The following is a 24451-nucleotide window of genomic DNA, read 5'->3' on the forward strand; positions in this document are numbered from 1 at the left end:
CCCCCCCCCGAAAACCCACCCGCCCTGGCCACCACGGCCGGCCGGCCCCCCAGCATGCGGCCCGCAGCCGGCCGCTGGCGCCGGAAACCCCCACCAGCGACCAGGTGCTGAGCCTCCTCCACGGCCAGGAGCACCCTTTGCGCCTGGTGGAGATCATGAACAGCCTCGACCTGGAGCGCCGCCACAAGCGGGATCTGGAGCGCCTGCTCGGCCACCTGGTGGCCGAGGACGTGTTGGCCCTGACCCCGGAGCACGCCTATGCCCTGGTGCCATCCCGCTCCTTGCGGGAGGGCACCCTGAGCATGCACCCCCGGGGATTCGGCCTCGTCGATCTGGAGGCCGGGGAGGGAGACCGGACCGAGAAGGTCCTCATCTCCGAGCCGGATCTGGCCGGCGGCCGCCACCGGGATCGGGTGCTGGTGCGGCTCCTGCCCCGGCACAACCGGCAGGGCCTCGTGAAGGGCCGCATCGTCCGCATCGTCGAGCGTACTGTATCGAGCGTGGTCGGCATCTACTCCTCGGCCGGGCCCATGGGCCTGGTGACCCCCGTGGACGACCGTTTCCCGTTCCAGATCCTGATCAAAAAGAAGGACGCCCTGGGGGCCAGAAGCGGCGAGGTGGTGGTGGCCAGCATCCGGGAGACCACCGACGAGATGCGGGCCAACGTGGAAGGCCGGGTGATCGAGATCCTCGGGGATCCGCAGGAGCTGGCCGTTCTCACCCGCATGGTGGTGCGGGCGCATGGCCTGCCGGATGCCTTTCCGCCGGAGGTCGAGGCAGAGGCCGCGGCCCTGGCGCCGCCGGCGCCGCCCTATCCCGACCGGCTGGACCTGCGGCCGGTGCCCCATGTCACCATCGACGGCGAGACGGCCCGGGACTTCGACGATGCGGTGGCGGCGGAGAAGACTCCGGATGGCTTCCGCCTCCATGTCTCCATCGCCGACGTCAGCCACTATGTCCGGCCGGGCAGCGCCCTGGACCGGGAGGCCTTTCGCCGGGGCACCTCGGTCTATTTCCCGACCCTGGTCCTGCCCATGCTGCCGGAGCGGCTGTCCAACGACCTGTGCAGCCTGGTGCCGGATGCCGATCGGCTGGCGATGACCGCCATCCTGGAGCTCGACCACCAGGGCCGGCCCCGGAGCAGCCGCTTTGCCCGCTCGGTGATCCGCTCCCGGGCCCGGCTCACCTACACCCTGGTGGCGCGGATCCTGGACGGCGAGCCGGCGGCCTGTGCCGAGCAGCCCCAGCTGGTCAGCCCACTTCGAGTCCTGGATGAGCTGGCGCAGCAGCTGGCAGCCCGGCGGAAGGAGCGGGGCGCCATCGGCTTCGAGCTGCCGGAGGCGGAGATCGAGGTGGCAGCCACCGGCCAGGTGACCGCCATCGGCCGGCGGCAGCGCAACGCGGCCCACAAGCTCATCGAGGAGCTAATGCTGGCGGCCAACGAAGCGGTGGCCCTGGCCCTGAGCCAGGCCAAGCGCCCTCTCCTCTTCCGCATCCACGAGCCGCCGGATGCGGTCAAGGTGGAGGAGTTCAGCCAGTTCGCCGCCTCCCTGGGCCTGGAGCTGCCCCGCGGCCCGGCCACCCCGGCCTGGTTCGGCCAGGTGCTGGACATGGTGGCCGGCTCGCCCACCGAATACATCGTCAACAACCTCCTGCTGCGGACCATGAAGCAGGCCCGCTACGCGCCGGACAACCCCGGCCATTTCGGCCTGGCTGCCGATCACTACACCCACTTCACCTCGCCCATCCGCCGCTACCCGGACCTCACCGTGCACCGCGCCCTGGGGGAGCTCCTTGCCCACCCCCGGCCCCGGCACGGGGAGTCGGCGGCAGACCTGGACCAGGCCGGCGAATTCCTGTCCGGCCGGGAGCGGGAGGCCATGCTGGCGGAGCGGGAGGTGGACGATCGCTTCCGGGCCCGGTTCATGGCCGATCACCTGGGGGAGGATTTCCAGGCGGTCGTCTCCGGCATCGTGGCCTTCGGCTTCTTCGTGGAGCTGGTGGCGCACTCCGCCTCCGCCCTGGTGCCCATGGCTGATCTGCGGGACGACTACTACGAGTGGGACGAGCGGGGCCACCAGCTGGTGGGCCGCCTCACCGGCCAGGCCATCCGCCTGGGCGATCTGGTGACCGTGACCATCTCCGCAGTGGACGTGCTGCGGGGCCGGATCACCTGCACCCTGGCGAGCCGGTCCGGCCGCGCCCGGGGTGGGGTGGCTGCACCATGACCGGGGAGCGACGGCGGCAGCCCCGGTTTCCCATCCGCCTGCCGGTGCGGGTGGATGGGGAGGAGCCTGCCGCCGGCAGCCGGGAGGGGACCAGCCGGGATCTCAGCCCGGCCGGCCTGTTCCTGGCCACCGACCACGCCCTGGCGCCCGGGAGCCCGGTACAGGTCGAGATCAGGCTGCCGGCCGAGCAGGTGGGCCGCTACACCAGCGGCACCGGCGTCCGGCTGCGCGTCTCGGGCACCGTTGTCCGCCAGGAGGCGGGCGGCATCGCCATCCGCTTCGAGGGCGACTGCCAGCTCCTGCCCCAGGAGCCGTAGCCCATGGCCACGCCCGACCAGGAGCCGACCCCGGCCCCGCCGCCCGCCCCCTCACCCCTGGACAACCTGGGCCTCATCCTGGTGCGGCCCAAGAGTCCCGAGAACGTGGGGGCCGCCATCCGGGTGGCCATGAACATGGGCATCGCGGGCGTGGCCCTGGTGGGGGGGGCGGGTCTGGATGAGGCCCGGATGCGGGCCATGGCCACCTCCCGGGGCGAGGCGCTGCTGGCCACCCTGGCCCGCCACCCTTCCCTGGCCGAGGCGGTGGCGCCCTACCACCTGGTGGCCGGCACCACGGCCCGCATCGGCCGCCACCGCCAGGTGCACCGCACGCCCCATCAGCTGGCCGCCGAGGTGGCACCGCTTCTGGCCGGCAACCGGGTGGCCATCCTCTTCGGCCCCGAGGACCGGGGCCTGTCCAACGAGGATCTGGCCTTCTGCCAGGTCCTGGTCTCCATCCCCACCGCCGACTTCTCCTCCCTCAACCTGGCCCAGGCGGTGGCGATCATCGCCTACGAGCTGCGCCTGGCCAGCCTCTCCTCCGCCGAGCGCCTGCGGCCCCAGCCCCGCCGGGCCAACCAGCACGAGCTGGCGGGCATGTACCGGCACCTGGAAGAGGCCTTGCGCACCGTCGGCTTCCTCAAGCATCTGGACGCGGAGCACTGGATGGGCAACGTCCGCCGCTTCCTGGGCCGGGTCGGCCTCTCGGCCAAGGAGGTCCGCCTGGTCCGCGGCGTCTGCCGCCAGCTCCTGTGGTGGGACGGCCAGCGGCAGCAGGGCGCCCCGCCGCCTGCGCCCCAGGATTGAGGTGTCGCCCGCCACAGGCAAGCCGCTCCCCCGGCTCCGCGCGCCCCATTTGACACCCTCCCCGCTGTTTGCTAGATAAGGAGCAGCAACAAAACGCGATCCTCAGGCCCCCCCGTCCACCCTTGGCACCGGCATGCTCTTCTCCCTGCGGCTCCAGCAGTTCAAGAATTTCCAGGATGCCACCCTCGCCCTGGGGCCGCTGACCGTGATCGTCGGCACCAATGCCTCGGGCAAGAGCAACCTCCGGGATGCCTTCCGCTTCCTGCACGGCATGGCCCGGGGCTATACCCTGGCCGAGATCCTCGGCGCCAAGTACGTGGAGGGTGGGGTGCTGCAATGGGCAGGCATCCGGGGCGGCACCCGGGAGGTGGCCTACCAGGGGCAAACGCGCTTTACGCTGACCACCGAAGGCAAGGAGGACGAGCCGACGGACCGCAAGCCTGGTTTTCGGCCTATCCTGTTCCCCTATACGCACACCATCGGGGTGGACGTGGGCGATCCGGGGTCCGAGCCGCACGTTGTACGGGAATCGCTGGGGCATTGGAGCCCCATCTTCGACTCCCACCCCCAGGATGACCGGCCGGCCCAGGAGGGACCGCCGTACCTGTTCGTGCGCCTCCCTCGGGATGAACGGAACCGCAGGCTCGGCAAGCGCCTCCGCTTCCTGGACAACCGGCCAGTGCTGTCCCAGTTTGCCGGGCATCGCGAGGCCGGAAAGCTTTACAGGGCCTCTGCTGAGGAATGCCTGACCACCCTGCGCTCCATGCGCTTTCTGGATCTCTCCCCGGAGGCCATGAAGGTGCCGTCCGTTCCTGGGCAGCTGGTCCTGGGCGACCGGGGTGAGAACCTCTCCTCGGTGCTCCAGGCCATCTGCAAAGACACGAGCACCAAGAGCGCTCTCGCGGCGTGGGTCCGGGAGCTGACCCCTCTCGATGTGGTCGATTTCGACTTTGTGCCGGACCAGACCGGACGGGTGCTCCTGACCCTGATCGAGGCCGGCGGCCAGCGGATCTCCGCCCACAGCGCCTCGGATGGCACCCTGCGCTTCCTGGCCATGATCGCCGCCCTCATGGGCCCCGATGCGGCCAAATTCTATTTCCTGGAGGAGCTGGACAACGGCATCCATCCCACCCGGTTGCACCTGCTCTTGCAGCTCATCGAACAGCAGACCCGGGAGCGGCAGGTGCAGATTGTCACCACCAGCCATTCGCCCCAGCTCCTGGCCATGTTGAGCGACACCGCCCGGGAGCATGCCTCCCTGGTCTACCGCCTTGCGCATGCGCCGGCAGCGTGCATCCGCCGGGTCATGGAGATCCCCGAGATCCGGCGGGTGCTCGCCGAGCAGAACCTGGCCCGGCTCCATGAATCCGGGTGGCTCGAGGATGCCCTGGCCTTCACCGAGCCTGAGGAGGCGGTAGGGTGAACGTGCTGGTCATCCCGGAGGATTTCCGCAAGGACCAGTACATCGTGAAGCCCCTGGTCCAGGCCATGCTGGCGGCGGTCGGCAAGCCCCGCGCCCGGGTGGAGGTCTGCAAGGACCCGCTCCTGCGGGGGATCACCGAGGCGACCAGCTGGGCACGTATCCGGGAGATCCTGGATCGGTATCGGGGCATGGTGCGGCTCTTCCTGCTGCTGGTCGACCGGGATGGGAACCAGGGTCGCCGCGCCCTGGATGCCTTGGAGACCCAGGCCCGGACGGCCGCGGGCGAGGCCGGTAGCATCCTCCTGGCCGAGCATGGCTGGCAGGAGATCGAGGTCTGGGCCTTGGCAGGCCAGAAGGACCTGCCGAAAGACTGGAGCTGGGCGGAGATTCGGGCCGAGGTCCATCCCAAGGAGCGGTATTTCGAGCCCCTGGCAAGGCGGCGCGGCCTGGCCCACGAGCCGGGCCAGGGGCGGAAGACTTTGGGTCAAGAGGCCGCGGCCAACTACCCGAGGGTCAGAGCCCTCTGTCCGGAGGATGTGCAGGCCCTGGAGGATCGAATCAGGGCCTGGGTCGCAACATGATGGAATGGAGGTGAGTCATGAAAAGGACTGACGGGATGCGGATGCTGGTAGCGTGGGCCGTCCTGTGGGGCGCCCTGGCCGGGGGGAGCCCTGTTTGGGGCGCGGTGACTGGACGCCACACGGAGCAGGCCATGCCGCCCTACCAGGAGGGCTGCGTCACCGATGCCGACTGCGGGGACGACGCCTCCCTTTTCTGCCTGCATCCGGCCGGGAGCTGCCAGGCCGTGGGCCAGTGCCGGAGCCGGCCGACCGCCTGCCCGGATGTGGCCAATCCGGTGTGCGGCTGCGACGGGGTCACCTACGGCAATGCCTGCGAAGCGGCCGCCGCCGGGGTGTCGGTGGCGCAGGCCGGCCCCTGCCAACCGCCGCCGCCCGTCTTCTGCACCGGGAATACCGACTGCCGGGGGGAGGACCAGTACTGCGCCAAGCTGCCCGGCAACTGTGACGGCCAGGGTACCTGCGAGCCCCGGCCCCGGATCTGCCCGGTGTACGATGCGGCGATGCCCTTTGTCTGGATGCCGGTCTGCGGCTGTGATGGCAGGACCTATGACAGCGCCTGCGCCGCAGCAGCGGCCGGGGTGCCGGTGCGCCAGGACGGCCGGTGCCAGGAGGACTGCTGGTCGGACTGGGATTGCGGGCCGGGCGAATTCTGCAAGGAGCCGGACGGCCGCTGCCTGGAGCCGGTGCCCCTGGCGGCGGTGGCCCCGGACTGCCTGCCCGGCACCGCCCGCTGCATCCCCCCGCCGCCGCCCGGCACGTGCACGGTCATCCCCACCGCCTGCCCGGAGATCTATGCCCCGGTTTGCGGCTGCGACGGGCTCACCTACGACAACAGCTGCTTGGCCGATGGCGCCGGGGTCTCGGTGGCCCACACCGGGCCCTGCGTGCCGCCGACCCCGGCCACGCCGGACCTCAAGGCCAACGGTGCGGACGGCCCTTTGACCGTCCTGGCCTGGGAGCCGGTGCGGGTCACCATCGCCCTGGATCCCGGCAGTCATGCAGGCGAGCCGGCCCGCTGGTGGCTCCTGGCCGCCACCCCCGGCGGCTGGTACTCCTATGCCTATCCCATCGGCTGGCGGCCAGGCATTGGTCGTGGGGTCATGCTGCCCATCGTCGCCCTGCCACCCTCAGCCGTCATCGCCAGCCCCCTGCCTGAGGGCCGCTACACCTTCCTCTTTGCGGTCCAGAGCATCAGCCGGGCGGTATGGGCCGATGCCCTGCAGCTGGAGGTGGTGCCGGGGATCCTGCGGCCGGCACCGGCCGGGCGGTAGAGACCAATTTCAGGGGGATGGCCCCCGTTGCCACTGGCAGGGAGCAAGGCTCCATGATCACCGTCTTTCGGGTTGAGGGGTTCAAGTCGCTCCAGAAGGTCGCCATTGACCTGGGGCGGATCAATATCTTCATCGGAGCCAACGGCAGCGGCAAGTCCAACCTGCTTGAATCCATAGGCGTGATGGGCTCGGCGGCCTTCGGCTCTGTGGAGCCGGAGACCCTGCGCTACCGGGGGGTGCGGCCGGGCCTGCCAGCGCTCTACAAGACCTCGTTTCAGGGCCAACACTTCCGGAGACTCATCAGCCTGGAGGCTGGCAGCAACGATGCCACCTACCGCCTGGGCCTGGACAACCCGATCAGGAATCCGAGCGTCCGGTGGAGGATCGCCAGCGAATCTCTGGAGGACCACGGCAAGCCCGTCCTTTCCCGGAGCCCCCGGGGGTGCCGGTTCTATGACGCCACCGGGAGGTCCGAGCGCATCACGCCACGCCAGGATCAGACCCTGGCCAGGCTAGCCCTGGCCCTGACCGATCAGGAAGACGTCACTGCCGCCCAGCAGCTCATGGAGGAGCTGACCGGATACGCCATCTACTCCCCGACGACCCCGGTGCTGCGGGGAATTGCCACCGAGGAGGTTTCCCGGGATCCCCTCGGCCTGACCGGCGGCGGTCTGCCTGAGGCCGTGCAGCACATCACCAGAAGAGCGGAAGGCACCATCGGCCCATTCGATCGCGATGAGGTCTGGGAGCTGATCGAATGGGCCGAAGACATGGCCGCCGTGCCCGCACCTCAGGCCCTGGTCTCGCCGGCGGTCAAGACCGCCCCTGTGGTTCTGCGCTTCAAGGACCGATTCATGCGCTGGGAAAGGTCAGTCCTTTCGGCCTATGACGCCAGCGAGGGGGCGCTGTACGTCCTGTTCCTCATCGCCCTGTCGAGCCATGAGCGATCCCCACCCATCTTTGCGGTGGACAACTTCGACCATGCCATCCACCCCCGCCTGGCTGCCGCCCTCACCAGCATGGTCTCCCAGCAGATCGTGAAGGAGGGCAAGCGCCAGCTCCTGGCCACCACCCACAATCCCCTGGTGCTGGACGGCCTCGATCTGACCAACGATCAGATCCGGCTTTTCGCGGTGGACCGGGATCCCGCCGGCGTCACGCAGGTAAGCCGGGTCCAGGTCAGCGAGGAGCTCCTGGCCGAGTCCCGGAAAGGCCTGCCCCTTTCCCGACTCTGGCTCATGGGCAGGCTGGGCGGTATCCCCCGATCCTTGTGAGGACGTCATGGTACGCGTGGGGATCGTCGCCGAGGGCAAATCGGACTGGCTTGCCTTGGAAAGCTTCCTGGAAGCCCTCCACCCCGACATCCAGTTCGAGCGTCTCCGGCCGGACCTGACCCTTCTCTCCCGCTCGCCCCATGGCTGGCGGGGCGTCAAGGCCTGGTGCCAGGAGCACGGCCCGCGCCTGGAGACCTTGATGCAGGGGGTGATCGGCAGACCCCTCCATCTCCTGCTCGTTCATCTCGACTGCTCCATGGCCCACAACGAGGGAGCCCGCCGTCCTTGCCCGCCAGCGGCCGACACCGCGGACGCCCTCCGGGAGGTCGTGCTGGGCTGGCTCGCCAGGCACCCGCAGCCGTCCTGTCTGCTCATCGTTACCCCTTCCATGCAAACCGACACCTGGGTTGTGGCGGCCCTGACCCCGCCCTACCGCGGAGATGCTCCCCTGGAATGCGACATGGAGGTGGAAAGGGAGCTGGTCCGGCGGCGACTGCTGCGGCGGAAGGACGGCGAGGTCAAGAAGCCGGAAGCGCAATTCCGTCCTCTGGTCAAGCAGATGGCTGCGCAGCTGGACGAGGTTTGCGGCCGGTGCCCACAGGCGAAACGCCTGCACACGGAATTTACCGCCGCGGTGGCCCTGCTCGGCGGCTGAGCGGCGTGTCCGGAAGGTATTGCCACGCCTCAGCCGGCCAGCCATGCGGCAGGCGGCTGGGAGAGGAAGGTCTGCAGGGCGAGGCCGTCGCCGCCCACCAGGAGCTGCAGCCGAGGCTGGCATGCCTGTTGAAAGGCGGTCAGCCCTGGCAAGGCATCCCGGACGCGGCCGCTCTTCACCTCGATACCGGCCAGACGGCCGGCGGATCGGACCACGAAATCCACCTCGTGACTCCGCTCCCGCCAGTAGAAGAGCTCGCAGTCGCCGGTGGCCGCGGCGTTGGCCAGGTGGGCGCCCACCGCCGATTCCACCAGCCGCCCCCAGAACTGGGGATCGGAGCGGGCCTGGTCCAGGGTCAGTCCGCTTGGGGCGGTGAGGAGGGCGTTGTTCAAGACCTGGAGCTTGGGGCTGGAGGCCCGCTGCCGTAAGGCCCGGGGAGCATATTTCTGAAGTCCGGTCACCATACCGGCGCCGGCCAGCAGATGCAGGTAGTGGGCCAGGGTGACGGTGTTGCCGGCATCCTGGAGCTGGCCCAGCATCTTGGTGTAGGACAGGATCTGACCCGAATATCGGCAGCTCAGCTCAAAGAGCCGGCGCAGCAAGGCCGGTTTGTCCACCCGGGTGAGGAGAAGGACATCCCGGGCGATGGTGGTCTCCACCAGGGAGTCCAGGACGTAGCGGGCCCAGCGCCGGGGCTCGTCCACCAGGGGCGCGGCCCCCGGATAGCCGCCGTGGAACAGGTACTGGTCCAGAGTCCAGCCAAAGGCGGCCTCCATCTCCGGGAAGGACCAGTGCGGCAGACGCAGGATCTCGAAGCGGCCGGCCAGGCTCTCCGTGAGACCCTGCTGAACCAGGAGCGGCGCCGAGCCCAGGAGGATGACCCTAAGGGGTAAGCCGCTCGCGGTATCCTCATCCCACAGCCGTTTAACCGCCTCGGACCAGCCCGCAACCTTTTGCACCTCGTCGACGACCAGGACTGCCCCGCCTTCCCCCGCTGCTCGCGCCTCCAGGCGTGCCAACTGCCACTGCTGATCAAGCCAGCTCGCCCCTCGGAGATACGGCTCATCGGCACTGACCTGACGGCCAGGCCGCTGCGCGGCTTCGACGATCTGGCGCACCAGGGTGGTCTTACCCACCTGCCGGGGACCGGCCACCACAATGATGAACCGCCGCGACTCCGACAGGCGCCGGGCCAGTACGGCGCCCTGTGGTCGGACAAAGGCGCTCGACAAATAACTCAGCATGATGAGTAAATTTACTCAGGACTCTGAGTAAAAACAAGAACCCCGCCGATCGGGCCATCCCGCACCGTTCACCGCTGGTCCGCCTTCCCCCAGCCGCCGGCACCGCCCGCCGGGGACCGGCCATCCGGGCGCGGTCAAACGTCCCGGCCGGCCATACGGCTTCTTCCCGCCACGGGGCAGCGGACCCGTCACTCCGGCCAGCCCTGCAAAGGGCACCCGTCGCAGCGGGGGCGGCTCTTGCGGCAGAAGTCCTTGCCGCAGGCCACCAGGAGGGCGTGGAACTCGTTGAACAGGGCGACGTCCTCGGGCAGGCCGTCCATGAACAGCTCCTGGAGCTCGTGGTAGGACGACTCCTCAGGAGTGAGGCGGTGGCGGCTGAGGATCCGGTGGGTGTAGGCGTCCACCACGAAGACCGGCTTGCCGGCAGCGTACAGGAGGATGCTGTCGGCGGTCTCCGGGCCGATGCCCTTCCGGGCCAGGAGCCAGGCCCGCAGCTCCGGGGTGCCGGTGGCAAAAAGCGCCGCCAGGTCGCCGCCATACTCCTGGTTGATGGCAGCGATGAGGCCCTTGAGGCGCAGGGCCTTCTGGTTGAAGTAGCCGGCGGGCCGGATCCAGCCGGCCAGCTCGGCCACCGGCATGGCGGCCAGGGCGGGCAGGGAGAGAAGGTCGTGGTCGCGCAGGGCGGCGATGGCGCGGCTGACGTTGGCCCAGCTGGTGTTCTGGGTGAGGACCGCGCCCACCATCACCTCGAAGGGGGTCTCACCGGGCCACCAGCCCTGGGGGCCGAAGTGGGCCAGCAGGCGGTCGTGGAGAGCGAGGAGCTGGCTGGCCACGGGAAGGATCGGCGAACGGCCGTCAGTCGGAACGGATGAAGAACAGGTAGACGATCACCGCGATCGCCCCCACCCCCACCCCCAGGACCGGCAGGATCTTGTCGATCTGGATCTCCCCTTCCACGAAGATGCCCTGGACCATCTGCGAGCCGGTGAACATCCACAGGCCGATGAACAGGACCATGAGGATGAGATCCCGCACCGCCTGGCGCCAGATCATGTGCCCCACCAGCCCGATGAAGGGCAGCAGGAAGAAGGGGTTGGTGAACAGGCCCTTGGCGTCCACATCCCGCAGCTGATCCGGGACCTGGGTGGCGTTGATCCAGTCGACGATGGTGGAGAAGATCTCGGTCATAACCGGCCTCCTGACAAGGGAAGGACGCCAGTGCCAGACAAGGCGGCCGGGCCGGGGGTCACCCCCCCGTCGCCCCGGCCGCCCGGGCGGAGCGCCGGTAGATCTTGATGGCGCAGTAGGGACCGCACATGGTGCAGGTGGCACCGGAGTAGGAGCCCCCTTCCTCGCGGAAGAAGCGGGCCTTCTCCGGATCCAAGGACTGCTCGATCTGGCCCTTCCAGTCCAGCTGGCTGCGGCAGCGGGCCATGGCCTCGTCCCGCTCCAGGGCACCGGGCAGGCCCTTGGCGATGTCGGCGGCGTGGGCGGCGATCCTGGAGGCGATCACCCCCTCCCGGACATCATCCACCCCCGGCAGCTTGAGGTGCTCGGCCGGGGTGACGTAGCACAGGTAGTCGGCGCCGGCCGCAGCGGCGATGGCGCCGCCAATGGCGCCGGTGATGTGGTCGTAGCCCGGGGCGATGTCGGTGACCAGGGGGCCCAGGACGTAGAAGGGAGCGCCGTGGCAGAGCCTTTTTTGCAGGAGCACGTTGGCGGCGATCTGGTCCATGGGCATGTGGCCGGGCCCCTCGATGATCACCTGCACCCCGGCCTCCCAGGCCCGTTGGGTCAGCTCGCCCAGGTGCACCAGTTCCTCGATCTGGCCCCGGTCGGTGGCGTCGGCCAGACAACCCGGCCGGATGCCGTCGCCCAGGCTCAAGGTCACCTCGTGCTCCCGGAGGATGGCCAGGAGGTCGTCGAAATGCTCGAACAGGGGGTTCTCCCGGTTGTTGGCCACCATCCACTCGATGAGAAACGAGCCGCCCCGGCTGACCACGCCCATGATCCGCTCGTGGCCCCGGAGCCTGACCAGGGTGGCCCGGGTGATGCCACAGTGCAGGGTCATGAAATCGACCCCGCCGGCGGCCTGCTTCTCGATGGTGGCAAAGAGCCGGTCGACGCTGAGGCCGGCGATATCGCCCCGCTCCTGCTCCACCGTCTCGGCTACCGCCTGGTAGATGGGCACCGTGCCCAGGGGCACCGGGCAGCGCTCCAGGATCGCCTGCCGGATCTCGTCCACCCTCTCCCCCATGGACAGATCCATCACCGTGTCGGCACCGGCCCGGAGAGCGACACACAGCTTGGCCAGCTCGGCCTCCAGCTCCGGGTGGTCCTTGGAGGCGCCGATGTTGGCGTTGATCTTGGTGGACACCCCCTGGCCGATGGCCATGATCCGCTCGAAGTCATGGTGACGGTTCCTGGGGATGGCCACCACACCTTTGGCCACCCGGGCCATCAGCAGCTCCGGGTCGACACCTTCATTCCTGGCGCAGGTCTCGAAAAGGGGGGTGCGGATGCCCTTTCTGGCGTCTTCGCGGATGGACATGCTTGGCTGGCTGCTCCGGGCTGGGGGAGGAACGACAAGGGCGCCGGGCGCTGCCCCCAGGACAGCGGCGGCGCCGGAAACGGCAGGCCGAAAAGAGACAAACTATACGAGGTTGCGGGAAAAGGACAAGGGAAAAGTACCGGCAGGGAAGGGGCGGCGGCCCCGGTCAAGGAACGGCGATCTTCACCACCACCTTCTTGACCTCCACCGGCTCGGCGACAGCAAGGCCGGGCATGTGGCCGTCGTCCGGGAACAGGAGCAGGAACTGCCCGGCAGCCAGGGTGAGGAAATCGCCGTCGCCGGTCAGGGGCAGGAAATCCCGGGCCGGATCATACTCCCCGGCCTGCAGCCGCTCCAACGGCGCCCAGCCCACCGCCTCGACGCCCCAGGCCACCGCCTGCAGATCGATGTAGCGGCGGTGCGCCTCCCAGATCCCCTCCTGCCGGGGCCGGGTGCGGTAGCGGTGCACCGCCAGATAGAGCAGCTCGCCGTCGATGGCCTGCCGCCCCTCCGGCAGGGCCGCCAGGTCGGTGTGCTGCAACAGCTCAAGACCGCGCCAAATCCACGGCGACAGCCCACTGTACAGGGCAGCCCGGCCAATGCCATCGATGACCATGGGGACCTCCTGGGACAGGGGGGCACCGTTCAGTGCAGCACAAAAAAGGCCCTGGGACCATCCCAGGGCCAAGAGGAGGAGCAGGCCGTCGGGGCGCCCGACGGAGCACTGCCGAAGGCCAGGGTGCGGCAATCGTCACCGTTGCGGAGGCAGCCTTCGGTACGACACCGCACCCTGCCTCCTCCTTACATCTTGCCAATCGAGGTTGTCAAGAAGATTTCTGAGGGGGCCGTTTTCCCCTCCCGCCCGATGCCCGCCCGGCGGCCACGCCACCCGGTACCGGCTCCCGGCGCCCTGCCCGATTCCTGCCACAGAGTACCGGCGCCGAAGCATTGCCCATAATGCACGCTCCGGGCCAGCCCCGCGGCTTCCTTGAACGCTGGCTTCACGGGCGCGAGGCTGTTTCCCCGTCCCGTGGAACCGTTATGCCGGTCACCGTCTCTCCTTCAGCATCTTTGCGATGTGTTTCGCCAGGGTGTCTTTGATCTCGCTGTGTCGCGGAACTGGCTGGCTCACTTTGGTTGCGGGGTTTTGATACCAATCATGGTTCCCGCCGTGACGGATGAGTACGCACCCATCGCTTCGATGGCTCGAATCAGCTCGACGCGCTTCATGCGACTCTCAACTCGCCTACCTTGTGAACATATGGAATCTGACCGGACGTCAGGTCTCTATAGATGTCTATCAGATTGTCTTGCAGCTCCTCTAGGGTTTCCCCTTGTGTCCGGTAGTCCGGATACTCTTCCAGCCAACCGACGAACATATCTTCTTCCTGATAGTAGATGAACTTCTTGGTTTCCATCGTGTACCTTCCTTTGCACTACTGGGCGCGAACATAGCTTGGAGGCATCCCGGGAGTGGCTCGACCGGCAGCTGGCGCGGCAGCTGCCGGGATACCACCAGGAGTCCTGGGTACTCACTAGGGCACAGATAGTCTTTCCCGGCCGCGACTGTCAATAGAAATCTTGTTCCGGCGGCGGGTGCCTGGGGTGGACCGCCGGCAGGCGTCGCCTCCGGACCGCTGGCCTTGCCGCCCGGCTGCTTCGGACCCGGGCATGCCGCGGGGTGCCTGCCGGCAGGGCCGCAAACGGGCCGCTCGGCGCCGGTGCCCAACGGCCGGCGACCGGGTTCTTTCTCCTGCCCCTCGCTTCGGGGGCTCGCTGGCCTTCCCTGACCGGCCCGCGACAGGGCAGGGGCTCCGCCGTCGGCCGCGGGGACTGCATGCCGGCGCCGCGAATGCACCGCTGGGGCCGGCCGCGAAGGCGGTGCCCCGGGCCGCGGCCGCCGCTGGCTTGCAGCGCCGGCCTTTTGCTGCTACTCTCTTCTCCTGTGCGCTGGCGAGACCGCCCCTGCCGGGGCTTCCGGCACCCTCCTCCCCCCTCCCTGCGGACGACCAGATCTTGCTCCCTGCCGTCATCTATCCCAACACCGAGAAGCTCGGCGCCATCCTCATCCGTCATGGCAAGCTCCAGGAGAACCAGTTGGAGCGGGCCCTGGCCCACCAGGCGTCGGTGCCCCGCCGGCTGGGGGAGATCCTCATCTCCCTGGGCTTCATCAGCGAGGACGACCTCCTGGCCGCCCTGGCCGAGCAGCTGCACCTGCCGGTCTACGAGGCCGGTCCCGAGGACGCCTTCCTGCCGCTGCCGGTGTCCCAGCTCTTCCTGCGGGAGCATCCCTTTGCCCTCTTCCGCCGCGGTGAGGAGACCATCCTCGTCCTGTCCGATCCCCTGGACAGTGACGTGATCTCGGCTGCCGAGGTCCTGGCGCGCCAGCCCTTCACCCTGCAACTCCTCCCGGAGCCGGCCCTGGTCAAGGTGGTGGACGAGGGCTACGGCGTCTCCCTGCATGAGCTGGAGGAGGCCGGCTACACCGCCTCGGAATCGGATATCGACCGCCTGAAGGACATGGCCTCCGAGGCGCCGGTGATCAAATACGTCAACAATCTGATCGATGCGGCCATCAACCGCCGGGCCAGTGACATCCACATGGAGCCCTTCGAGGACGGGCTCCTCATCCGGCTGCGCATCGACGGCATCCTCTATGATTACGAGATCCCGCCCCTGGCCATGCAGCCGGCCATCATCTCCCGGACCAAGCTCCTGGCCGGCCTGGACATCGCCGAGCGCCGCCTGCCCCAGGACGGCAAGATCTCGCTGCGGATCTCCGGCCGGGAGGTGGATCTGCGGGTGGCCACCGTGCCCACGGTCTGGGGCGAGGGCGTGGTGATCCGGATCCTGGAAAAGGGCTCCATCATCCTGCAGATGAGCTCTTTGGGCATGGGACCGGGCATCGAGACCGAGTTCCGGCGCCTCATCGCCGCCCCCCACGGCATCATCCTGGTCACCGGCCCCACCGGCTCCGGCAAGACCACCACCCTCTACTGCGCCCTCAACCACATCAACTCCGGGGACAACAAGATCATCACCATCGAGGATCCGGTGGAGTACCAGCTCAAGGGCATCAACCAGATCCAGGTGCGGCCGGAGATCGGGCTGACCTTTGCCAAGGGCCTGCGCTCCATCGTGCGCCAGGACCCGGACGTGATCATGATCGGCGAGATCCGCGACCTGGAGACCGCCGAGATCGCGGTCCAGTCCTCCCTCACCGGGCATCTCGTCTTCAGCACCCTGCACACCAACGACGCCACCTCGGCGGTGATGCGGATGATGGACCTCGGCATCGAGAGCTTTCTCATCTCCTCCTCCCTGCTGGGGGTGCTGGCCCAGCGGCTGGTGCGGCGCATCTGCCCCCACTGCGCCCGGGACCGGGGCCTGGCCTCGGATCTTCTGGGTGGCATGCCGGAAGGCGGCGACTTCGTGATCCGGGAAGGGGCCGGCTGTCCCCGCTGCTCCAAGACCGGCTACTCCGGCCGGGTGGGCCTCTACGAGCTGCTGACCATCAGCGACGCCTTGCGCCGGGGCATCTCCAAGGGGGCGGATCTGGTGGCCCTCATGGACATCGCCCTGGCCAGCGGCTTCAAGACCATGTTCCATGACGGCATGGCCAAGGTCCGGGAGGGCCTCACCAGCTACGCCGAGGTGGTGCGGGTCACCCAGGCCGAGGCCTATGGCACTGTTTAGCCAGGCTTCTCTCCAAGGCGGGCATCTTCCGGAGCACAGCGGGACGTTGATCCCGATGGGGCAGGCCGCATGTACCTCAGCAAGGTGATCCTCAAGAACATCCGGGGCTTTCGCGAGCTGAGCTTCGATCTCAGACGGGACGATGGCGGCTACGCCGGTTGGACCGTGTTCACCGGCAACAACGGCTCCGGCAAGAGCTCCTTGCTGAAGGCGATTGCCTTGGGCCTCGTGGGCCGGGACACCGCCCGGGCCCTGCAACCCACCTTCCGCCGTTGGCTTCACGAGGGCGCCGACGAAGAGGCGTCCATCCAGCTGGAGATCGTCCGCTCGGTGGAGGATGACGCCCTGTCTGTGGGTGGCAAGGCTCCTGGCGCCAGCTTTCCGGCCCGGCTGGTGCTCCGTAACGGTGCCAAGGAGCCCAGCCTGGAGGCCTCAGTGCCGGCCGGCAAGACGAGTCGCTATGTCACCCCCCACCGGACCATCTGGTCCGCCGATGCCAGGGGCTGGTTCTCCTGTGGCTACGGTCCGTTCCGCCGCATCTTCGGAGCGTCCCCCGAAGCGACCCGACAGATGGTGGCGCCCACCACCGAACGGTTTGTGACCATGTTCCAGGAGGCGGCCTCCCTGGCCGAGGTCGACCAGTGGCTGCGTAGCCTCAAGCACAAGACCCTGGAAAGCCGGACCGCAGAACGGCAACAGCTGGCTCTCCTGCTCCGGATCCTCCGAGACGATCTCCTGCCCAACCGAATCCGGGTGCGGCGCGTGGATTCGGATGGGCTGTGGCTCCGGGACCGCAACGGCATCCAACTCCCCTGGGGTGAAATGAGCGACGGTTACCGGGCGGCGTTGGCTCTTCTGGCGGACATCATCCGCCATCTGATCACCGCTTATGGAGTCGAAGGCCTGGCCCGCCAGGAGGCAGACGGTCGCTTGCGGATCCAGCGCAGCGGCGTCGTGCTCATCGATGAGGTGGATGCTCACCTGCATCCGGAATGGCAGCGGCGGATCGGTTTTTGGCTCAAGGAGCGTTTCCCGAAGATCCAGTTCCTGGTCACCACCCACAGCCCGATCATCTGCCAGGCGGCCGATTCCAATGGCCTCTTTGTTCTGCCCGAGCCGGGTGGCAGCGACGCGCCGCGGCCCCTGACCAGGGAGGAGTACCAGCGGGTGATCTCCTCCCGGCCTGACACAATTCTTCTGACCCCTGCCTTCGGCCTGCGGAACACCCGCTCGCCACGGGCGGTGGACGGACGTGCAGAGTATGCAAAGCTGAACAGCAAGAAGCGGGCCGGCGGCAAGCTGACCCCGGCCGAGCAGGACAAGATCCGGCAGCTGGCGCTGTTCGCCGAAAACGAAGAGGAGCTGTGACCGGTGCGCCGACTGGCTCGCCTCGACCTGCCATCTCCGGTTGCAGACGATCTGGCAGCCAGACAGGATGAAGCCGATCGGAAGCGCCGGGCTGCATCCCTGCTGGTCAGCGAGGAATGGAAGGCCGCCCGCGCCTCGCGGACCTTGAAGTCGGTTCTTGCCGTGCTCAGGCGCATGACCGGTGATCGCGAGCGCTGCATGTACTGCCTGGACTCCCACGGCTCGGACATCGAGCATTTCTGGCCCAAGATGCGGTACCCGGAGAGAATGTTCCTGTGGCCCAATCTGTTGCTGTGCTGCGCCGACTGCGGTCGGCTCAAAGGGAACCGGTTCCCGCTTTCCACCGACGCTCGTCCGCTCCTCATCGACCCCACCGCCGAGGACCCCTGGCTCGATCTGGACTTCGACCCCCCGACTGGCAACCTCGTAGCCAGATTCGACCCGGTGGTGGGCGACTACTCGGCGAAGGGCCAGCACACCGTCGCCACCCTGCAGCTGGACCGTCGTGAAGCGCTGGCAGTGGGATACCGCAGGACCTTCCGCCGGCTTGCCGCACTCGTGGAGCGACACTTGTCGGAGCCGGGCAACAAAGACGACCTTGCGCGTGCCCTGGCGGACGCTGACGATCATGGGCTCCTGGGGTGGTGCTTCCTGGAAGCCGGACAGGGGCAGACGCCATTCCGGACGTTGCGCCAGCAGGATCCTGAGGCCTGGCAAGCTTGCGCCGCGGTGGCCCGAGGAGCCTAGGAGCCTGTCGGACTTGAGCCAAAACCGGTCATGTCGATACCATATATGGTATGTGCGATCTTGATGACTACCCTATATCGTATGCGGAACACCAAAAAAGGCCTAAGTCCGACAGACTCCTAGATGCCGCATCGCCGGCTTGCTTGCTGCTGGCAGCAGCTGCTGCTACGCTGCGCAAGCAGCAGATCACCCTGACGACCTTGGAGCAACACCTGCTCGGAAGAGGGCTCAGAGGCCGGGGTACACTGAGGATGAAGCCATGCCTACCTTGTCTCCAACACCGGTGAGCCCTGTGACCACAATGGTCGCTGCTCACTGGCCGTGCACTGGACACCGGCATGGCACTGTTTAGCTACCAGGCCCTGGACGGCTCCAACCAAGTCCGGGAAGGGGTGATCGAGGAGACGGACAAGGGCGCCGTGGCCGGCCGGCTCATGCGCCAGGGACTCCGGCCCCTCAAGATCGACACCTTCCGGGAGCCCAAGGCCCGGGGCCTGGGCCTGCCCCGCCTCCGGCCCGAGCGGCTGGACAAGACCGACATCGAATTTTTTACCAAGCAGGTCTCCCTGCTCCTCAATGCCGGGCTGTCCCTGGACGCGGCCTTGCGGATCATCAAGCAGCACTCGGGCAAGCAGGTCTTCAAAGACTTTGCCGGCGGCCTGGAAAAGAGGCTCAAGGAGGGCAAGTCCTTTTCCGAGGCCCTGGCCGACTACCCGAAGCTCTTCTCGTCCATGTATGTCAACATCGTCCGGGCCGGCGAGGAAGGCGGCATCCTGCCCCAGATGCTTCTCAAGATCTCCGAGTACCAGGCCACCTTCCAGGAGCTCAAGCAGTTCATCATCTCGGCCGCCATCTACCCGGCGCTCCTTCTGGTGGCCGGCGGTGCGGCGGTGATCATCCTGGTCACCGGCATCCTGCCCCGCTTCCAGGTCCTGTTCGAAGGGAGCGGCAAGATGCTGCCGGCCCACGTCGAGGCCCTGATGGCGGTGTCGGGCTGGCTGTCCAACCACCTCCTGCTGGCCTTCCTCGGCCTGGCTGCGGTGCCGGCGGCCCTCATCCTCCACGCCCGCACCCCGGACGGCAAGGTGTTCTACGACCGGCTGGTGATCCGCCTGCCGCTCCTGGCGGAGGTGGTGCGGGAGCTGGAGACCACCCGCATCTTCCACACCCTGGAGGTGCTGGTGAACAACGGCGTCCACCTGGCGGTGGCCCTCAAGATCTCGGCCGGGGTGGCCGGCAACCTGGAGTTCAAGCGCCTCTTGAACCGGGCCACCGAGGCCCTGAAGGAGGGCCAGCAGGTGGGCCAGAAGCTCAAAGCCGAGCACCTGTTGCCGGATCTGGCCGCCGATCTCCTGTCGGTGGGCGAGGAGTCGGGGCGGGTGGGCCATGTCTGCGCCCAGATCGCCGCCCACTACGAGCGGGAGCTCAAGATCCGTATCAAACGGGTCATCGCCCTCATCGAGCCGGCCCTGATTCTGCTCATTGCCCTGGTGGTGGGGGTGATTGTCATCTCCATGCTGTCGGTCATCCTGTCCATCAACGAGATCGCGGTTTAGACGGCCATGGCAGCACCCAGGCGAGCGGGCACCGGGCGGTGCGCCGGCTTCTCGCTGTTCGAGCTGATCCTGGTCCTGGTCCTGGCCGGCTTCATGGGCCTGGTGGCCACGCCGGCCCTCAGCCGCTTTCTGGAGGGCCTGGCCTTCCGCCAGGCCCTGACGCGGGTGGTGTCCTGCCTGCAGTACGGCCGGCTCATGGCCGTCACCGAGGGCCGGCCGGTGCACATGGCCCTGGCCGACGACCAGGCCAGCCTCGTCTTCTGGGGCGGGGTCGAGGCGACCAGGCCCCTGGATCTCGACGCCGACGAATCCCTGACCCTGGAGCCGGAAGAGGCCATCTTCTGGCCCGAGGGTCAGGCCTCGCCCCAGAGGCTGACCTTCCGGCGGGGCGAGCGGGTGGCCACCATCGAGCTGGACCCCCTGACCGCCCTGCCCCTGGTGGACTGACACCGATGCCCGGCTCCCCCTGCCCAGGGCCTTGTCGCCGCGGCGGCTTCACCCTCCTGGAGGTGCTGGTGGCCATGCTGCTGGTGGCGATGATCGCCGCCATGGTCTACTCGGTCCTCAATGTCAGCATCGGCTTTGCCGACAAGGGCCAGGACGCCATCCTGGCCATGGACCGGGAGTATGCCTTCCTGGACCTGGTGCAGGGCCAGGTCAACGCCGCCTGGCTGGACGACAAGGAGCGGCGGATCCGCCTGGAGGAGCATGACGGCATGATCATGCTGGTCACCCGGCGCCCCTTCCTCTATCCGGAGGCCGGGGTGGTGCTGGCGCTCTACCTGGTCGATCAGGAGGCGGGAGTGGTCTGGTATCTGGAGAAGCGGGACTTCTACAACATCGATTACGACCAGGATTACCGGCCCGATGCCGATGCGCTCATCCCCCTGTACCGGCCAGGTCAGGCCCTGGAGATGACCGTGCCCGAGGACGACGAGGAGCAGGCGCCCAGCCTCATCGTCGCCTTCGCCGACCGGGAGTATACCTTCCGGCCCCGCTGCGGTGGTGCCCTCCACCAGGCCCGGCCGCCGCGACCGTGACCGGGCCTTGGCCATGATCCCCCGCCAGCCACCGCTCCCCCGAACCGTGCCGGCCAGGAAGCACGCCAAGGCCGCCGGCTTCACCCTCCTCGAGGTGCTGGTGGCGGTCGTCATCCTGGGCCTGGCCTATGTGGCGATCCTGCAGTCCTTCTCCCTGGCCCTGCGCAACATCGACCGGCTCCGGGAGCGGCGTGCCTTCTATCTGACCGAGCTGTTGGCCTTCGAAGAGGAGCTGGCGGCCCGGGAGCAGGAAGAAACGCTGGAGGACCTGCCCGCAGGCGAGATCCTCACCGAGGGGCAGATCTACAACCTGGTGCTGATCACCAGTGAGGATGGCACCTTTGTCACCGCCCGCCTGGAAAAACGGCAGTAGCCCCCCGCCGGAGTCCGGCTTCGCCCTGGTGGTGGTCATCGTCATCCTGCTCCTGGCCGGGTTTCTGGCCAGCCAGATGGCCCTGGCGGTGCGCACCGAGCTGCGCCTGGCCACCAATGTCAAGGAGCGGGCCGCGGGCCGCCTGCTGGCCGAGGCGGGCATCGAATTCGGCCTCTTTCGCCTGCTGGACAAGCCCCTGACCCTGGCCATGGACGAAACGGAATTCCGCCTGGTCCTGGCCCGGCCATACACCGAGCCGCTCACCACCGGGGAGGTCACCTACCGGGTGATCAACGAGACCGGCAAGATCGACCTCAACCGGGTTCCCCAGCGACTCCTGGAGCTCTTTCTGGAGTTCCACGGACTTGCCCCTGAACAGATCGACACTGTCGTGGATTCCCTGTATGATTGGCGGGATCCGGACAACCTGCACCGCCTCAATGGCGCTGAGCAGGACTACTACGAAGGCCTGGAGGACCCCTACATCCCCCGGAACGGCCGGATCGCCGAGCCGGCCGAATTCTTCCTGATCAAGGGCACCGAGCCCCTCATCGACCGTTTTGCCGCCGAGGACGTGTTCACCGTCCACAGCGCCACCAACCGGATCAACTTCTTCAGCCTGACGCCGGCCATGCTGGAATTCGTGATGGAGGGTGATGCCAGCCGCATCGAGGCCTACGAGGCGGCCCTGCTCGACGACGAGCGGCCCCTCGATCAGGCCCGCGCCCAGGAGCTCATGGGCGAGGAGCGGTTCGGCCTCCTGCGGCCGTACCTCACCTTCAGCGCCGGCAGCTGCAAGTACTACACCATCACCGCCACCGCCCGGATGGGCGAGCGGCAGGAAGGCGCCGAGACCGACCGCCGGCCAGCCACCACGGTGAGCGTGCTGGTGAGTCACAGCGGCGGCCGGCCACCGTATCTCGCCTGGAGGCAGAGCGCATCATGAAGGAGGCCCTGGCGGTCATCATCCAGACCGGCCGGCTGGTCTTCTGCCACCCGGAGCGGCCCGAAGAGCGGGAGCGGATCGCCTTCGGCGAGAGCCACGCCGGCGAGGAGCTGCGGCGATTCTGCGCCCGGGAGGGCATCAGCACCGACACCGTGGTGCTGTTCGTGGCCGAGTCCCTGCTCTTCTTCAAGACCTTCGAGCTGCCGGCCAAGACCGCCGATCTGCAGGAGGCGATCGGCTACCAGTTGGGCATCCTCACCCCCTTCGACCCGGAGGACCTGGTCTTTGGCCACAGCGCCGTGAAGGACAAGGAGGTCTTCCAGATCGCCCTCTATGCCGCGGCCCGCAGCACGGTGGCGCCGGTGCTGGAGCAGCTCACCGCTGCCGGCTTCACGGTGGCCGGTCTCTATCCGGAATACGCCCAGTACCTGGCCGGCGGCAAGCAGCCGGCCACCTCGGCCCTGGTTCTGGAAGGGCCCTTCCCCAAGGCCTTTCTCTTCAAGGCCGGCCGCCTGGTCAACCGCCTGGTGCTGCCCATGGACCTGGGCTACCAGGAGCTGGTGAGCCGACTGGGCACGGATCTCATCGCCATGCCGGAGGCCCGGGAGGGCAGCGGCTTCGGGGTGGCGGCCGCCCTGCCGGTGCCCCGCCTGGGCCTGCGGGAGTTCAACCTGCTGCCCGCCGACTACCGCCGGCCGGAGTATTCCCGCTGGCTGGTGGCGGTGCTGCTCGCCCTCAACCTGCTGGGCCTGGCGGCCCTGGCCGGCATCAAGGAGTATCGGATCAGCAGCCGGACGGCCACGGTGGCTCAGGCCCTGGCGGATCTGCGGCCCCAGGTGGAGGAGGTGCGCCAGCTCAAGGACCAGGAGGAGGCTCTCAAGGCCTTTGTTTCGGCCTTCGGCCAGCTGGGTGAGAATCCGGACATCATTGCCGCCCTCGCCCATCTCACCGAGAGCCTGCCGGCCAGCTCCTACCTCGACCAGGTGCGCATGGAGAAGACGGCGCGGACGGTCAACGTCACCGGCTTCACCAGGGACATGGGCGAGCTGTCCAAGGAGCTCAAGGGCCTGGGCGACGCCAAGCTCAAGTCCACCAGCCGGCGCCGGGACAAGACCTATTTCGACATGGATATCACCCTGCCATGAGCGCCTGGCGCCGCCTCCTGGCCCGCTACCGCGGCCGCCCTCTTCTTTATGGGGTGGCGATCCTCCTGGTCTTCCTCAACCTGGGCCGCTACGCCTATGACTTCTACCAGTCCCAGCTGGCGGAGCTGGAAACAAAAGAGGCCCAGCTGGCCCGCCAGCAGAACGTGGTGCGGCAGCTGCCGGACCTCCGGAACCGGGTGGCCAGGCTGGAAGAGGAGCGGCAGGTGCTGTCCCGGTACCTCTTCCATGGCGCCTCCGAGGAGGCCGTCTCCTCCATGGCCCAGATCCGCCTCCAGGAGATGGTGGTGAAGACCGGTCTGGAGCCGGAATACATCAAGCCCCTCAAGCAGACCACCACCGCCAAGGAGCGGCCGTTCCAGACCCTGGCGGTGAAGCTGCGCTTGAACGGCCCCCTGCCGGCCTTTCTCGATCTCCTGGCCGAGCTGTACCGGAGCGAAGTGCTCTTCCGGGTGGACAGCTTTTCGGTCAAGCCCATCAAGAAGGAGCAGCTGCGCTTCTTTTTGGACCTGGAGTCCTATTTCGTCACCGCCCCCGATGCCGCCCCTGCCCTTGATCCGGCCCCGGAGGCAGGCCCCACCCCGCCCGCCCCGGCCGAGACCCCGTAGCCCGCCATGCCCCGCTTCCTCGCCGTCGTCGCCCTGGCTGCCTCCCTCCTCCTCATCGTCGTGGAGATGGTGACCTCCCTGACCGAGCATGGGCCTGTGTCCCGGGAGGCCACGGAAGGGGGCCGGCCGGAGCCCGGTGCCGGGCTGCCCCGGGCCCAGGACTTCCGCCTCAAGCCCCAGGTGCCGGTGCCGATGCCGGACCTGCTCCACAACTACCTGTTCACCGAGGAGCGGAGCCTGGAGGGCGTGGAGCTGCCGGAGGAGCCCGAGGAGGACACGCCGGCGGAAACCGGTCCCCAGATCGCCCTGGACAGCATCGTCTACCAGGGCTCCATCATCGCCGGCACCACCCGGCTGGGCCTGGTGGCCTACAGCGAGCAGGCCGCTGCCCCCACCCCGGCCCGCCCGCCGGTGGGCCGGCGCTCCCGCCAGCTGCCGGCCCCGCCCCTGCCCGCGGCCGAGCCTTCCCGCCCGGCCGGCGAGCAGCAGTTCGCCCGGCTGCGGGAAGGGGAATCCCTGGGCGACCTCCGGGTGGCTGCCATCCAGCCGGAGAAGATCGTCTTCGAAAAAGACGGTGAAAGGCATGAGAAACCGCTCTATGAT

At 68.2% G+C, this 24451-nt stretch carries 26 protein-coding genes; 19 read left to right on the plus strand and 7 right to left on the minus strand.

Translation table 11 applies throughout. The features are described 5' to 3' along the window. From rnr to AB1634_09865, 8 genes are all read left to right on the plus strand, one after another. The coding region (rnr, locus tag AB1634_09830; GenBank protein MEW6219816.1) for a ribonuclease R at positions 1 to 2228 on the plus strand (2228 nt) is incomplete at its 5' end. Beyond that, positions 2225 to 2545, plus strand: coding sequence for a PilZ domain-containing protein (locus tag AB1634_09835; GenBank protein MEW6219817.1), 321 nt, complete (start codon positions 2225 to 2227; stop codon positions 2543 to 2545). The genes rnr and AB1634_09835, both read left to right, overlap by 4 nt. A gap of 3 nt (positions 2546 to 2548) precedes the next feature. Further along, positions 2549 to 3352 carry an RNA methyltransferase gene (locus tag AB1634_09840; protein ID MEW6219818.1) on the plus strand — a complete coding sequence of 268 codons (804 nt, stop codon included), beginning with the start codon at positions 2549 to 2551 and terminating at the stop codon, positions 3350 to 3352. Between the two features lie 133 nt (positions 3353 to 3485). Further along, positions 3486 to 4775 (plus strand): AAA family ATPase, encoded by a 1290-nt coding sequence (locus AB1634_09845; GenBank protein MEW6219819.1) that lies wholly within the window; start codon positions 3486 to 3488, stop codon positions 4773 to 4775. Beyond that, positions 4772 to 5356, plus strand: a complete 585-nt coding sequence (locus tag AB1634_09850) for a hypothetical protein (GenBank protein ID MEW6219820.1) — start codon at positions 4772 to 4774, stop codon at positions 5354 to 5356. The genes AB1634_09845 and AB1634_09850 overlap by 4 nt, the downstream gene beginning before the upstream one ends. Positions 5357 to 5373: 17 nt before the next feature. Then, positions 5374 to 6627, plus strand: coding sequence for a Kazal-type serine protease inhibitor family protein (locus AB1634_09855; GenBank protein MEW6219821.1), 1254 nt, complete (start codon positions 5374 to 5376; stop codon positions 6625 to 6627). A gap of 53 nt (positions 6628 to 6680) precedes the next feature. Next, on the plus strand, positions 6681 to 7901 hold the full coding sequence (locus AB1634_09860) for an AAA family ATPase (GenBank protein MEW6219822.1): 1221 nt from the start codon (positions 6681 to 6683) through the stop codon (positions 7899 to 7901). A 7-nt stretch (positions 7902 to 7908) separates the two neighbouring features. Further along, on the plus strand, positions 7909 to 8556 hold the full coding sequence (locus AB1634_09865) for a hypothetical protein (protein ID MEW6219823.1): 648 nt from the start codon (positions 7909 to 7911) through the stop codon (positions 8554 to 8556). 29 nt (positions 8557 to 8585) lie between these two features. Here the strand turns inward: AB1634_09865 and AB1634_09870 are convergent, their stop codons facing one another. The 7 genes from AB1634_09870 to AB1634_09900 all read right to left on the minus strand — a co-directional run bounded on the left by AB1634_09870 (position 8586) and on the right by AB1634_09900 (position 13769). Continuing rightward, on the minus strand, positions 8586 to 9800 hold the full coding sequence (locus AB1634_09870) for an ATP-binding protein (protein MEW6219824.1): 1215 nt from the start codon (positions 9798 to 9800) through the stop codon (positions 8586 to 8588). A 188-nt stretch (positions 9801 to 9988) separates the two neighbouring features. Beyond that, positions 9989 to 10633: an endonuclease III domain-containing protein gene (locus AB1634_09875; protein MEW6219825.1), complete on the minus strand. Its 645-nt coding sequence runs from the start codon at positions 10631 to 10633 to the stop codon at positions 9989 to 9991. A gap of 22 nt (positions 10634 to 10655) precedes the next feature. Then, complete coding sequence (locus tag AB1634_09880) at positions 10656 to 10988, minus strand: hypothetical protein (GenBank protein MEW6219826.1); 333 nt, start codon at positions 10986 to 10988, stop codon at positions 10656 to 10658. Positions 10989 to 11046: 58 nt separating this feature from the next. Continuing rightward, positions 11047 to 12351, minus strand: coding sequence for a phosphomethylpyrimidine synthase ThiC (gene thiC, locus AB1634_09885; GenBank protein MEW6219827.1), 1305 nt, complete (start codon positions 12349 to 12351; stop codon positions 11047 to 11049). Between the two features lie 166 nt (positions 12352 to 12517). Next, positions 12518 to 12967, minus strand: a complete 450-nt coding sequence (locus tag AB1634_09890; GenBank protein MEW6219828.1) for a YhcH/YjgK/YiaL family protein — start codon at positions 12965 to 12967, stop codon at positions 12518 to 12520. A 432-nt stretch (positions 12968 to 13399) separates the two neighbouring features. Then, a complete protein-coding gene (locus tag AB1634_09895; GenBank protein MEW6219829.1) occupies positions 13400 to 13531 on the minus strand; it encodes an addiction module toxin, HicA family in 132 nt (43 codons plus the stop codon). Positions 13532 to 13577: 46 nt separating this feature from the next. Continuing rightward, complete coding sequence (locus tag AB1634_09900; GenBank protein MEW6219830.1) at positions 13578 to 13769, minus strand: type II toxin-antitoxin system HicB family antitoxin; 192 nt, start codon at positions 13767 to 13769, stop codon at positions 13578 to 13580. A 598-nt stretch (positions 13770 to 14367) separates the two neighbouring features. Between AB1634_09900 and AB1634_09905 the strand changes: the two genes are divergently transcribed. The 11 genes from AB1634_09905 to AB1634_09955 form a co-directional block, all read left to right on the plus strand. Then, positions 14368 to 16047 carry an ATPase, T2SS/T4P/T4SS family gene (locus AB1634_09905; protein ID MEW6219831.1) on the plus strand — a complete coding sequence of 560 codons (1680 nt, stop codon included), beginning with the start codon at positions 14368 to 14370 and terminating at the stop codon, positions 16045 to 16047. A gap of 69 nt (positions 16048 to 16116) precedes the next feature. Then, the gene (locus AB1634_09910) at positions 16117 to 17415 is read left to right on the plus strand and encodes an AAA family ATPase (protein ID MEW6219832.1); all 1299 of its coding nucleotides are present in this window, start codon (positions 16117 to 16119) and stop codon (positions 17413 to 17415) included. Between the two features lie 3 nt (positions 17416 to 17418). Continuing rightward, positions 17419 to 18162, plus strand: a complete 744-nt coding sequence (locus AB1634_09915) for a hypothetical protein (protein ID MEW6219833.1) — start codon at positions 17419 to 17421, stop codon at positions 18160 to 18162. A gap of 338 nt (positions 18163 to 18500) precedes the next feature. Then, on the plus strand, positions 18501 to 19718 hold the full coding sequence (locus AB1634_09920; GenBank protein MEW6219834.1) for a type II secretion system F family protein: 1218 nt from the start codon (positions 18501 to 18503) through the stop codon (positions 19716 to 19718). A 6-nt stretch (positions 19719 to 19724) separates the two neighbouring features. After that, positions 19725 to 20165 carry a hypothetical protein gene (locus tag AB1634_09925; GenBank protein ID MEW6219835.1) on the plus strand — a complete coding sequence of 147 codons (441 nt, stop codon included), beginning with the start codon at positions 19725 to 19727 and terminating at the stop codon, positions 20163 to 20165. Positions 20166 to 20170: 5 nt separating this feature from the next. After that, entirely contained in the window at positions 20171 to 20758 is a 588-nt protein-coding gene (locus AB1634_09930; protein MEW6219836.1) for a prepilin-type N-terminal cleavage/methylation domain-containing protein, read from the plus strand. Positions 20759 to 20771: 13 nt separating this feature from the next. Continuing rightward, on the plus strand, positions 20772 to 21131 hold the full coding sequence (locus tag AB1634_09935) for a type II secretion system protein (protein ID MEW6219837.1): 360 nt from the start codon (positions 20772 to 20774) through the stop codon (positions 21129 to 21131). Next, on the plus strand, positions 21100 to 22077 hold the full coding sequence (locus AB1634_09940) for a hypothetical protein (GenBank protein MEW6219838.1): 978 nt from the start codon (positions 21100 to 21102) through the stop codon (positions 22075 to 22077). Before AB1634_09935 ends, AB1634_09940 begins: the two co-directional genes overlap by 32 nt. Beyond that, a complete protein-coding gene (locus tag AB1634_09945; GenBank protein MEW6219839.1) occupies positions 22074 to 23222 on the plus strand; it encodes a hypothetical protein in 1149 nt (382 codons plus the stop codon). The genes AB1634_09940 and AB1634_09945 overlap by 4 nt, the downstream gene beginning before the upstream one ends. Beyond that, positions 23219 to 23848, plus strand: a complete 630-nt coding sequence (gene gspM, locus AB1634_09950) for a type II secretion system protein GspM (protein MEW6219840.1) — start codon at positions 23219 to 23221, stop codon at positions 23846 to 23848. The genes AB1634_09945 and gspM overlap by 4 nt, the downstream gene beginning before the upstream one ends. A gap of 6 nt (positions 23849 to 23854) precedes the next feature. Then, positions 23855 to 24451, plus strand: a 597-nt coding sequence (locus AB1634_09955; GenBank protein MEW6219841.1) for a hypothetical protein, incomplete at its 3' end; no start/stop codon positions are given.

It is taken from the genome of Thermodesulfobacteriota bacterium, assembly GCA_040755095.1.
Lineage (GTDB): Bacteria > Desulfobacterota > Desulfobulbia > Desulfobulbales > JBFMBH01 > JBFMBH01.